10 protein-coding genes are annotated in these 11,960 nt (G+C 37.8%); 3 read left to right on the top strand and 7 right to left on the bottom strand.

Annotation, left to right across the window (positions count from 1 at the left end; all coding sequences use genetic code 11):
- Positions 1-297 precede the first annotated feature (297 nt).
- Positions 298-882, top strand: coding sequence for a GNAT family N-acetyltransferase (locus FBT53_RS00130; protein ID WP_136949143.1), 585 nt, complete (start codon positions 298-300; stop codon positions 880-882).
- Between the two features lie 67 nt (positions 883-949).
- Here FBT53_RS00130 and FBT53_RS00125 read toward each other — a convergent pair whose 3' ends face one another.
- From FBT53_RS00125 to FBT53_RS00100, 6 genes are all read right to left on the bottom strand, one after another.
- Entirely contained in the window at positions 950-1,573 is a 624-nt protein-coding gene (locus FBT53_RS00125; RefSeq protein ID WP_136949142.1) for a 2OG-Fe(II) oxygenase, read from the bottom strand.
- Between the two features lie 180 nt (positions 1,574-1,753).
- On the bottom strand, positions 1,754-2,827 hold the full coding sequence (locus tag FBT53_RS00120) for a PA0069 family radical SAM protein (RefSeq protein ID WP_136949141.1): 1,074 nt from the start codon (positions 2,825-2,827) through the stop codon (positions 1,754-1,756).
- A gap of 61 nt (positions 2,828-2,888) precedes the next feature.
- Positions 2,889-4,433 carry a hypothetical protein gene (locus FBT53_RS00115; protein WP_136949140.1) on the bottom strand — a complete coding sequence of 515 codons (1,545 nt, stop codon included), beginning with the start codon at positions 4,431-4,433 and terminating at the stop codon, positions 2,889-2,891.
- Positions 4,434-4,454: 21 nt separating this feature from the next.
- Positions 4,455-5,237: an enoyl-CoA hydratase/isomerase family protein gene (locus tag FBT53_RS00110; RefSeq protein WP_136949139.1), complete on the bottom strand. Its 783-nt coding sequence runs from the start codon at positions 5,235-5,237 to the stop codon at positions 4,455-4,457.
- A 76-nt stretch (positions 5,238-5,313) separates the two neighbouring features.
- Positions 5,314-6,720 carry an ATP-binding protein gene (locus FBT53_RS00105; RefSeq protein ID WP_136949138.1) on the bottom strand — a complete coding sequence of 469 codons (1,407 nt, stop codon included), beginning with the start codon at positions 6,718-6,720 and terminating at the stop codon, positions 5,314-5,316.
- A 156-nt stretch (positions 6,721-6,876) separates the two neighbouring features.
- A complete protein-coding gene (locus tag FBT53_RS00100; protein WP_136949137.1) occupies positions 6,877-7,425 on the bottom strand; it encodes a CopD family protein in 549 nt (182 codons plus the stop codon).
- A 127-nt stretch (positions 7,426-7,552) separates the two neighbouring features.
- Here FBT53_RS00100 and FBT53_RS00095 point away from each other — a divergent pair, with 127 nt between their 5' ends.
- Positions 7,553-8,158 carry a hypothetical protein gene (locus tag FBT53_RS00095; RefSeq protein WP_136949136.1) on the top strand — a complete coding sequence of 202 codons (606 nt, stop codon included), beginning with the start codon at positions 7,553-7,555 and terminating at the stop codon, positions 8,156-8,158.
- 9 nt (positions 8,159-8,167) lie between these two features.
- Positions 8,168-8,707: a hypothetical protein gene (locus FBT53_RS00090; RefSeq protein ID WP_136949135.1), complete on the top strand. Its 540-nt coding sequence runs from the start codon at positions 8,168-8,170 to the stop codon at positions 8,705-8,707.
- Between the two features lie 71 nt (positions 8,708-8,778).
- Here the strand turns inward: FBT53_RS00090 and FBT53_RS00085 are convergent, their stop codons facing one another.
- On the bottom strand, positions 8,779-11,910 hold the full coding sequence (locus FBT53_RS00085) for a WD40/YVTN/BNR-like repeat-containing protein (RefSeq protein WP_370323653.1): 3,132 nt from the start codon (positions 11,908-11,910) through the stop codon (positions 8,779-8,781).
- Positions 11,911-11,960 lie beyond the last annotated feature (50 nt).

Genomic DNA, 11,960 nt, shown 5'->3' with positions numbered 1-11,960 from the left:
CGAAAGCGCTACATGAATAGTTTAAACATTACCTGATATTTAGAACTATTTATTTTGGATTTTTTGCTTCATAAAAACAGACCCCTCAGTCCTGCGGACAGCTCCCCTTGCTAAAGGGAGCACTAAAATTTGTATTTGCAATAGACTTATTTCTAATTATTAACTTCAGGATGAGATGCTGAAACAAGTTTTGCATGACGACAGACAACACCACTTAATACTTCGTACTTTTTACTACTTACTGTTTACTTAGTACCTTTTACCTTTAAAGCAATCTTCAAGACAAACCAAAAAACAATGCTCAATTTTGATAAAACCCTAATTACTGAAAAAGTTATTCTAAGACCTATGCAATTAGAAGATTTTGAAGCTATGAAAACACTTACTACAGACACCCAAATGTGGTATTATTTTACGGCTGATTTATCTAATGAAGTAACTTTAAAAAATTGGATTGCTACCGCGGTACACAACCGTGAGCAGCAAAAAGAATTGCCCTTTACCCTTGTGGACCCCGCTAATGGGGCTATTATTGGTACTACACGTATTGGAAACATTTCTACCAAAGATGGTCGTGTAGAAATTGGTTGGACGTGGATTGCCAAGGCGTATCAAGGCACTGGAATTAATAGCTTGGTAAAAAAACTACTCTTCAACTATCTCTTCACAGAAACGGCAACCCTACGCATAGAGTTTAAAACAGACGTGCTTAATATTGCTGCCCGTAAAGGCATGGAAAAAGTAGGCCTCGTAAAAGAAGGGGTATTGCGTAGTCATACCCTAATGACCAACAACCGTAGAAGAGATACGCTCTATTATAGTATACTAAAAGACGAGTGGAAAGTATGCTCCTCAACTACGCTTAAGCAGCCAGCACGATAATGTTAGAAAAAAGAACTCTTTAAACCAACAGTTTACAGCAGCACAAGATGCTTAAAATACTTAGCTATTAAATCCATGCCAAGCCTTTAGGTTGATACGTAAGCCAACCTGTTAAACTGTAGCGGTCTTTGTGAGATTTTAATACCGCATGTGGTACTACCCCACTTTTAAATAATACACAACGGTTGCCAAGCGGTTGTATTAAACTTAACGATTTATCAGATTCAAGAATTTCCAATTCGCCCCCATCACCCATTTGCCACGTATCGTTTAAATAAATAATCATGGTGATCATGCGGTTACTTCGTTCTTCAAACTGGTCTAAGTGACGGGCATAATGCCCACCAGGCGGATAATGTGCTAGATGAAACTCGTGCCCAGACAAACTTAAGTAACAGTAGCGGTTGAGTACGTTTTTTGTCTCTTGTACCAGTTGCCAAAAAGAATTTAAGTCAACATCTCTATTGGTATCTAGCCATAAAGTTTTGTCTCCTCTAATTTTAGTACGTACTTGGTGGTTATCTAAACTACCAATACCCGCTTGTGTAAACTTATCTTGGTGTGCTACAAAGTAATTTTTTAGCGTATCGTAAAGAGGTGGGTTCAAAAAATTGTCGACCACTACGTAATGCTTATCAGAAAGCTCATCTATCCAACTGAGCCAATCTTCAAGGTCATGAAAGTCTATCACTTACATTAATAAAAAATAGCGCGCAAAAGTAAACTTATTTAGAATATAGCTGTGGTTTTTATTTTAATTTTTACAAGTAATTACCAATTCGCCAAACCACTAAATGAAAACCTAAAGAAACCTAGCATAGCAAAGAACAAGGTTACTTTGTATTAATTCTTTAATCGGAATTACACGTCGTTAAAACAATTTCAATTGGCCATCTTTATAAGCTTCATGCAAGTCTGTTCGCAATTTTGGAAACCTCTTGCCTTTAAAATATTTTGCTTTGGCTAGCTGAACCATTTGGTGTATCTGTTCCGCTACAGCGCCATCGCCCTTCATTCTACTACCAAAACGGCTATCATTCAGTTTACCATCATGGCATTGCGCAATAAGGCTAAGTACTTTAGCTGCTTTATCTGGCATGGCTTTGTACAACCAATCTGTAAATATTTCGCCTATAGCACCATTTAAGCGCACCACAGTAAATCCAAAAGAGCGTGCACCACGGTCAGACACCGCTTTTGCTAGGGTTAAAAGTTCATGACTATTAATTCCGGGAATTATGGGTGCCAACATTGCATTTACAGGAATACCTGCTTTAGATAAAGTTTCTATCGCTTTTAACCGCTTTTGTACCGATGCCGTTCTGGGCTCCAACAAACGTCTTGTAGATTCTTCTAGAGAAGTAATAGAAATATTAATGCCAACCAATCCTAAGGCATTCAATTCTCGTAATACATCCAAGTCTCTTAAGATTAAAGCATTTTTAGTAATTATCCCTACAGGATGTCTGTACTTTAGAAAAACTTGTAAGCATGCTCGCGTAAGTTTCAAATCTCGCTCTATAGGTTGATAGCAATCCGTATTGCCAGATAGTACTATGGTTTCTGCTTTCCAGCTTTTTTTCTGCAATAACTTTTCTAACAGTAGCGGTGCATCTTTTTTAAACAAAATTTTCTGCTCAAAATCTTTACCCGCGCTATAGCCCCAAAATTCATGGGCATTACGCGCATAACAATAAATACAACCATGTTCACAGCCTTGGTAAGGGTTTAAACTGTAGTGCATACCCACATCCGGACTTGTGACTCTATTGACAATGCTCTTTGGAAAAATAGGAATACGTTCCGTGGTATTCTTGGTTGGTTCTTCGCCAGAAATACGACAGAATTCTAAAAAATCATCTCGTTGTTCATGAATATCTTTTAGAAATCTATTATGCACATTTAGCTGTGCCCCACGACCTTTTTGATAGCTAGAATTGGACAATAAAATAGGATTTAATCCATAATTTTGGATTAAATCCTATTTCTGTAAATTTTTAACGCTCTTAGAACGCTACTTTAACCATTTGCTTCTTAGAACCACGCTTTGCATAGAAATACATAGCATCTTGTTTGCCTAAACGTAAGGGTGTAGATACCATTAACGGCAGTCTAGCTTCTTTACTATCTATAATCTTTTCATAAGATAGCTTTCCGTCTTTATTTAGAGCAATAGCGAAAACGTTTCTATTTTGTGTTAGCCCTTGTCTAAATATTAATCTTTCTTGATTAATTAATTGCGGATTGTCTGCCGCCGTGCAGATAAAAAAGTAAGTATTACCATCTTTGGTGTAAGAGCTGTAAGATGCGTAAGCACCATCGCCTTGTGTAACTTCTGCTTTATTGATATTACGAATCCAATGCAAATCCCCATTTGCTTTTAATTTGGCACTCATAATATCATTGTAATGAAAACGCTCCACCTTCATACGTTGTCCCGCACCGGTGCTATACATACTATTAGTTACAAAATATTCTTCTGCATTAAATAAGATGTCGTTCTCCTTAGTCACTGTTACTTCTTTAAAAACCAAGTTTTTTATCACTCTATCATCCTCACGACCAAACTTATCAAACATAAACTCGTCCGAAAATGGATGGTGTTTTTCTTCTGTAATGGTTAAGTCTGATGCATTTAAATTATAGTAAGAAATACCATTGTAACGATTATCCTTACGGTCTGCATAAAAGCCAACACACTTAATAGTATTTTCGGTGATTATGGGATACAAAGCTTCTGGATAGTTCCCTGGTGTGGTAAACTGTTGCGTCTGTACGCCAGCGCCATTAACCTTTAATAGCTCATATTGATATTTGCGTTCATCTTGCTTAAAACGTCTTTTCTTAAAATACGCTTTGGCTACAATGTAAGCAGTAGATAAATCATTGGTTAGCGCTAGCTGTTCAAAAGCGTAGTTTTTCTCTTCTGCTTCGCGATTAAAATCTACCTCCCAGCGTTTTTTAAGATTGGTATCAAACAACTGCAACGTATGCGTTTCTTCTTTTCCTTTAGAATGATGTGTACTGATTACGAATCCGGTTTTCTCTTTATTAAATAGTAAGGTGGTAGAAAAGCCGTTAGAAAAATCTCTATTGTAATAATTTTTACCAAAGGCACCATTGACCACTTTAGTTTTCATCTCATAAATACGCTCTGTAGTAAAGTTGATATTGGTTGTAGCAGTTTTATGCACCCAATACTCGTACTGCCCTTTATTATAATCGTAATTAAAAAAAATGAGATTAAGTGTGCCGTTTTTTACAAAACCATCTATCAACTGCATGTCTTTAAACTTGTAGTTGTATTCAGAGATAAGGTTCAAATCCTTGTCGTAACGCTCAATAAGATAGCCTTTGGGTTTTAGAATGAGTCCTGCAAAATAAGACCGCACCAAAATAAGACCGCCATCGCCATCTTCCTCTATGGTTACTAAATTAGAATACCGATGTCTATCGTTCTGTTTTTCTCCAAATTGATAGGTAATTGGCATATCTTGGGCCATAATACACCCTGCCATCAATAAAAAACAGCTTAAAAAAAGATTTTTCATAGGGACATTAGTTGGTTTAGACTATGAACCTGGAAAATTAGCTTTACGTTTTTCTAAAAATGCAGAGGTGCCTTCTTTAAAATCATCTGTACCAAAACATTTACCAAAAGCTTCAATTTCTACGGTATAGCCATTCTTTTCAGAATTATAACCCGCATTTACTGCTTTTATTGCTTGGGAAATAGCTACAGGCGAATTATTGATGATTTTACCTGCTAATTTATGGCATAACGGTAACAGCTCTTCTGGTGTTACTACGTAATTTACCAAACCGTGCTGTAGTGCTCTTTGCGCATCTATCATCCCAGCTGTCATAATCATTTCCATGGCTAAACCTTTACCCACTAACTGCGGTAAACGTTGTGTACCGCCGTAACCTGGTATTACGCCTAAGGAAACCTCTGGCAGTCCCATTTTAGCATTATCACTAGCTACTCTAAAATGGCAGGCCATGGCTAACTCTAATCCGCCACCAAGTGCAAAACCATTGACCGCAGCAATAACAGGTTTAGAAAGGTCTTGTATAAAATTGAATAAGATGTCTTGCCCTTTAGCAGCCAATTGTCCTCCCTGTTTTACCGCAAAATCTGCAAACTCAGAAATATCTGCGCCAGCAACAAAGGCCTTATCTCCGCTACCGGTTAAAATAATAACACGTGTGTCTTTATCTTGCTCTAGCTCATTTAAAGCATTATGCAACTCCTCTATGGTTGCTTTATTAAGTGCATTTAATTTTTTAGGACGGTCTATAGTAATCACCGCAACCCCATTTTCTTCTTCTATGTAAATGTTGTTGTAGTCCATCTAATGTTTTTAGTTGTTAATGTATCTAGTATTGTAAAGTTAAAAAATATGAGGAGCAACCCATGTAGTAACTGGGTTATTCTTTGGGGAATTTTACGATAAAAACAGTCCCTTTAGCTTCTTGACTGGTAAATTCTATAGTGCCATGGTAGTTTTCCACAATATTTTTAACCATTCCCAAGCCCAAGCCCATACCACTAGTTTTTGTGGTAAATTTGGGTTCAAATATTTTCTCTTTATGCGCGTCAGGGATACCTATACCATTGTCTGCTACGCAAATTTTAATCCAATCCTTTTCTTGAGCTACGGTGACCAAAATTCGAGGGTTATCTATCTCTGGTACAGCTTGCAAGGCGTTTTTAACCAAATTGGTAACCACCCTAATCAATTGTGTGCGGTCTAGTTTGGCAATAAGCGTGGTTTCATCCGATATAAAATGAATATAAGGCTCCTGAAATATATCTAAGGCCAGTTTGGTTACTTCTACCACATTCAAAGTTTCCTTTTGTTGGGCAGGCATATCTGCAAAATTAGAGAAGGCAGATGCTATGTTACTCATAATGTCTATCTGCTGCACCATAGTTTTAGAAAACTCGCTCAATTTCTCTGGAGCGTCCGGGTCTGTTGGGTTAAATTTTCTTTCAAAACTTTGTACACTTAAGCGCATAGGCGTTAATGGGTTTTTAATCTCGTGCGCCACTTGCTTCGCCATTTCTCGCCATGCCTGTTCGCGCTCACTTTTTGCTAATTTAGCTGCGCTTTGTTCTAATTGGTCTATCATACTATTGTAAGAATGAACCAGTTTCCCTATCTCTTCGCTAGGATTTTCTATATAAATTTTCTCGTTTCGCTTTGATAAATTGGTCTGATGCAACTTATCTGCCACGGTTTGTAAACTCCGGGTTATGTATTTAGAAACAAAATACGCCAAGATAATTGCAGATAACAACATAAGCAGATAAACACCGCCTAAGCGCATTAAAAATTCCTTTAACTCCATATCGTTAAAAGAATTATCTTCAAAATAGGGTAGGTTTATAATACCAATTGGTTTAAATTTTGGGTCATTGATGTATGTATAACTGGCTTGGTAATTATCCCCTGCTGCTCGTTTTTCTTCTACATAGCGTTTGGTAGGGCTTATTTCTAAATTGTTTAAGACCTCAGCATCCAAACAATTGCTAATAGAATCTGCTTCAAAAGCGGGTTTGGAAGATTTTATCAGTTGCCCTTCTAAATCGTAAATATTAAAATTTACATTTTGTACATCGGCAATCTTATAGATTTCTGTTCTAAAAATATGTGCAAGGTTCTCTGTAGACGGTTCATAAGTGGTCTCTTGAAGCACGTAATTCATGCTTTGCAAAATCTGCTCTTCTTTACGCTCTAATCGATTTTCATGATAATCGTTGGATTGTTCCCTATACTGATAGATGGTAACCCCGGCTATTAAAACAGATGCAATCACCACAAGTAAAATCATGGTAAAAAATATGCGTGATCTAAGGGAAAGCTTTTTAATCAAGGACTAGGACTTTATATCTAAATTAAGCAATAATCGCACCAAAGGCTAACATTAAAAATAGATTCCGATATTTTAAAGTTGTAGCTCTCGCTATATTTCCTAAACCGAATGGTTTTAGGCATTTGGATTTTTATCTCGAATCCGCTTGTATAACTTAATTCCTAACATCAGCAGAATTCCTAAAACAAAGATTCCCACTACGCCATAAATCCAATTCACGGCACTTTTTAAAATGACCAAGAAGATAACTGCAAATAGAATTAGCGTCGTTCCCTCATTAAAAACACGCATAAACCGAGAGGTATATTTTATCTCATCGTTTTGTAATTCTTTTACAATTAAATGGCATTTTATGTGGTAAACCCATAACAAGGCTACAAAAACTAATTTTACCTGCATCCATGGCATTCCTAATAATCCTGGGTTTAAATGTAATAAGGTCAATGCAAAGAGTGTACATAGAACAGCAGATGGCCACGTAATAATATTCCATAACCGTTTGGTCATTAATTTTAATTGTGCAGTCAAAATTTCTTTTTCTGGGGATGCTTTATCAGCTGCTTCAATGTGGTAAATAAATAAACGGGGAATATAAAAAAGCCCTGCGAACCAAGTTACTACAAAGATGAGGTGAAGCGCTTTAATGTAAAAATATGCCTGCATATGCTCTCTAAATACTTCACAAACTTACTACAACCTTTTTAACTTTTATGATATTGAAGCAATTAACAATTTCTTAAAGCATCCTATCTTATATATTTTCATCTTAGTAAAAACTAAGCTACCTTATATGGCGCCATTACCTAAGAATATACCTCTTGTATATTATTGTTTCGCATTTTTGATAGGAAACTTTTATCACGGTCATAGTCAAGATTCTATTCCAAACTACCAGCATGAGATAGCGCTGAATACTACTTATTTACTTGCAGACGCATCAGCTTATCTAGTTTATGAAAACAGATTTGATAAAAAGTTTTCTGCTGGAGCTGGACTTTGGTACGGCAGATACGGCATAAACAGCAAAGATTTTACGGATGGTTATAGCGATGGTACACGTGATTATGAAATTACACCTTTTGCAAGATGGTATGTAAGAGGTACACAACGCACTAGTTTCTTTATTCAAGGATTTGCAACTATCTACGGAGGCCGTTATGACGGTATTAGTAGAGAAACCACAGCTGCTGGTTTTGGAGTTTATAGAAGAGGTATAAATAATTATACCAATCTTGCCTTGGGTGCTGCGATAGGTCAGGAATTTTTGTTGTTTAAAAAGCGTGTTTCATTGGAATTGGTTTTTGGTTTAGGAGGCGATTTATCTGGTCAAGAATACTATTATGATTGGGGCATTTCTATAGCGCAATCAGGGATAAATATTGGATATAGATTTTAAAATATTGCTATGAAAAAAATACTCAGAATTCTAAGCCTTTGTGGATTAATACTAGTTGGTAGTTGTATATCTGATGATGATTTTTTTGTACCGCTACTTACCATCGAAGATGCATTTACCTTTGAAAATCAAGAAAACTATCAAGTAGGAGACACCATTTATTTTACATTCGAATTTAGCCGTTACCTACCTGAAGATGGCCAACCAAATCTTTTAGACATTTTTGAAAGTACAGGAGCAAATGATTTTTACTATGATGTTGAATTCAGTAAATTTTCGAGCTTCTCCAATAGTTATCAAAGAATTTATACCGAAAAAAGCAACTATTTTTCACCTGATGGGGAAACCAATTTAGCAAGCTATAATCCTAATACCGAAACATATACCTCTACCACCGCAATTGTTTTAGTAGAAACCGGAGATTTTCAGTTAGACTTTAATAGCGCTTATATTAATAGTTACGACTTTTCTCCTAATAAGGTTAACTTGACTATTCAAAACATTGGCATAAATACCACGCAAGAGTATTTTTTTACAGTAATTGAATAAAAAATGGAAGGTGGTTTAGAAAACATACCCTCCATTTAATTATTAACCTAATTTTTAAAGCTTTGACTTGGTTATATACTTAAAGCACCGATACCAGCTTCCCATAATTGTTTGTTGTAGGCTGGTACTGCGTTGTTTTCTAAATTATCTGCTTTAGCCTTTAATTCCTTCCATTGCTTATCCAATTCCGCTTTACGCTCCTTATTTGCGGTATTTACCCTTGGTAAATCGCTATTGGTTTGATTTATTAGGAACAAATACTCCGCAGTAAACTTGTTGGGAAAATTCTCCACATCATCATAGGCTTGTGATTTACGTTGCACCATCTCTTCATCCCAAGATTTTAGTTTGGCAAGCAACTCTTCTCCCTTTTGCTTTAATTCTCCATCCTTAATTTTGGGTAAAATACCATTCAGTTTATTCTGAAGAGCAAATAACCTATTCACTTGTTGATGCATAGTGGTTAGTTCCTCTTCCATAGCACTCGTAATTGCATCAAACTCCTGATAGTCTTCTGCAGATACATTGTATGTCGGAATCTTTTTAATTACCGCCTTGGTCGTAACCGTTTTTCCGTCCGCTTTAAGGGAGATGTTATAGGTGCCTGGTATTACTTTATGTCCGGTAAAACCCGCTTCTATGTACACCCCTGGCACACCAGGCATAATCGGGTGCTTCATGTCCCACACAAAACGATTTAACCCTTCGTTCTTAGGCAATCTGGGCGCTGGCGGGGCACTACCGCCGTTGTGTGGCACATAGGTTGAATCTTTCTCCGAAGAAAATGAACGAATCAATTTATTGTTTTCATCGCTTATTTCTAAAGTGATGTTTGCTGAATCATCCAACTTCGGCAACTCGTAATACAACACCACTCCGTTTGCTGGATTTATACCTTCAAAAGGATGTGTTCCAGTAAATTTATCGGTATTACCACTCATAGGACTTCCCCATGAGCCTAAGTAAGCGTCGTCTGGTTGGTATAATTTTAACTCGTTGCTGCCCGACTTTTCATAAGCGGTAAGCACATCTAAATCGTCTAAAATCCAAAAAGACCTACCGGAAGTTGCCACGATTAAATCGCGCTCGTGCACTTTTAAATCCAAAATTGGCGTAGTGGGTAAATTCAACTGAAAAGGCTCCCAGTTAGTACCACCATTGAACGAAATATACATCCCTAACTCGGTACCCGCATACAGTAAATCTTTACGTTTGGTATCTTCCCGAACTACACGGGTAAATGCTCCATAAGGTATTCCCGAATTGATTTTCTCCCAAGAGCTACCATAATTGATACTCTTGTAAATGGCCGGGGTATAATCGTTAAACTTATATTTTGTGGTAGCTATATAAATGGTAGCAGGGTCATGTGGCGACACATCAATGGCATTAATCAAAGCTTCTCCTATTCCTTTGGGTGTAATATTTTCCCAAGTTTCACCTCCGTTTTTGGTGATGTGTACCAAGCCATCATCACTCCCCGTTACAAACACCCCTTTTTGGTGTGGCGATTCTATCATATACGCCAAGGTGCCATAATTTTCGGCCCCTACTGCTTCATTGGTGTACGGCCCACCACCGTTGCCTTGTTTTTCATCAATATCACGCGTTAAATCAGGAGAGATTTCTTCCCAGTTCTTCCCCATATCGCGTGTACGCAGTACCAACTGCGCACCATGGTAATAGGTGCCTGGTTCGTGTTTGGAACCAATTATCGGAGCATTCCAATTGTAAAGGTATTTCATGTTACGGGCTTCCCTACCTAGATACTGAATGGGTGCTGCCATAATCTGGGTAGAAGCCTTGCTTTCCATATCTAACACTTCAATTGTGCCCAAATAACTTCCCCCTAAAACATATTTTGGATTGTCTGGGTCAAACGCCAAAAAGGCACTTTCACCACCCGCTGCATACGTCCAATCTTGTTCGCCAATACTAGACCTACCTAAAGACCTGCTGGCAATACGTACCGAGGTATTGTCTTGCTGCCCTCCATAAATATTATATGGGAAAAGATTGTCTACACTGATGCGATAAAACTGTGCCGTTGGCATATTATCTTGTGTAGACCAAGTTTTGGCAAAATCAAAACTTACGGCAGCACCTCCATCATTGGCAATAACCATATTATTGGAATCGGTTGGATTAATCCACAAATCATGATAATCGCCATGTGTTCCCGATAAGGTTTCCCATGTTTTACCACCATCTGTAGAACGTAAGGCCGGTGCACTCAAAACGTATACTGTATCAGCATCATTTGGGTCTGCAAAAACTTCAATATAATACCAGGCGCGTTGTACCAATCTATTATCTCCACTTACCATTTGCCAAGAAGCACCAGCATCATTCGATACAAACAATCCACCCTTATCTTGGTTGGAATCACTCTCAATCAACGCATAAACTCTATTGGAGTCTGCACCACTAACCGCAATGGCCATTTTACCTTTTTCTTCTGGTAAACCTTTATGAATTTTGGTCCAAGTTTCACCAGCATCCGTAGACTTGTACAAACCACTACCTACACCACCACTTACAACCATATTTGGCTTACGTTGGTGCTCCCACATGGCGGCATACATAATTTCTGGGTAGTTGGCATCCATAGACAACTCTGATGCTCCAGTAAGTTCATTGACGAACAAAGTGTTTTTCCATGTTTTTCCGCCGTCTACCGATTTATAAATACCACGTTCTGGATTCCCTTGGTGTAAAGCACCTTGTGCTGCTACATAAACAATATCTGGATTTGAAGGATGAATAACGATGCGTGATATATGTTGGGTTTTGGTAAGTCCGATATGCTTCCATGTTTTACCTGCATCGGTAGATTTGTAAACCCCATCACCGTAAGAAGTCATTACCCCTCGTGGCGCATGTTCTCCCATTCCGCAATAAATGATGTTCGGATTGGAAGGTGCCACGGCAACTGCACCTACAGAGCCGGTTTTAAAATAACCATCAGAAATATTCTCCCAGCGTTGGCCGGCAGTTGTCGTTTTCCACAAACCGCCACCCGTAGTACCCATGTAATAGGTGAGCGGATCACCTATAACACCCGTTGCAGTTACGGAACGCCCACCCCTAAACGGACCAATGTTCCGGTATTTAAGTGGCTTAAAATAATCGTTAGCAGATTGGGCAAAAGTAACTGTAATTGCCATGTATGCTAGTAGTAAAACAGCTTTTTTAATATTCACTTTATCTAAAATTATCTTACTAATTAATTGTTTTTCCAGTTAGTACATGC

Source organism: Flavobacterium sp. ASW18X (assembly GCF_005144745.1).
Lineage (GTDB): Bacteria > Bacteroidota > Bacteroidia > Flavobacteriales > Flavobacteriaceae > Croceivirga.
Note: the sequence above shows the minus strand (reverse complement) of the source record. Positions and strands in the feature narration are given on the sequence as shown.

What these genes read in the sequence shown, in the direction of transcription:
- FBT53_RS00130 (WP_136949143.1), top strand. Translation starts at nt 298, where the DNA reads ATGCTCAATTTTGATAAAACCCTAATTACTGAAAAAGTTATTCTAAGA.
- FBT53_RS00115 (WP_136949140.1), bottom strand. Translation starts at nt 4,433, where the DNA reads ATGAAAAATCTTTTTTTAAGCTGTTTTTTATTGATGGCAGGGTGTATT.
- FBT53_RS00110 (WP_136949139.1), bottom strand. Translation starts at nt 5,237, where the DNA reads ATGGACTACAACAACATTTACATAGAAGAAGAAAATGGGGTTGCGGTG.
- FBT53_RS00105 (WP_136949138.1), bottom strand. Translation starts at nt 6,720, where the DNA reads ATGATTTTACTTGTGGTGATTGCATCTGTTTTAATAGCCGGGGTTACC.
- FBT53_RS00100 (WP_136949137.1), bottom strand. Translation starts at nt 7,425, where the DNA reads ATGCAGGCATATTTTTACATTAAAGCGCTTCACCTCATCTTTGTAGTA.
- FBT53_RS00095 (WP_136949136.1), top strand. Translation starts at nt 7,553, where the DNA reads ATGGCGCCATTACCTAAGAATATACCTCTTGTATATTATTGTTTCGCA.
- FBT53_RS00090 (WP_136949135.1), top strand. Translation starts at nt 8,168, where the DNA reads ATGAAAAAAATACTCAGAATTCTAAGCCTTTGTGGATTAATACTAGTT.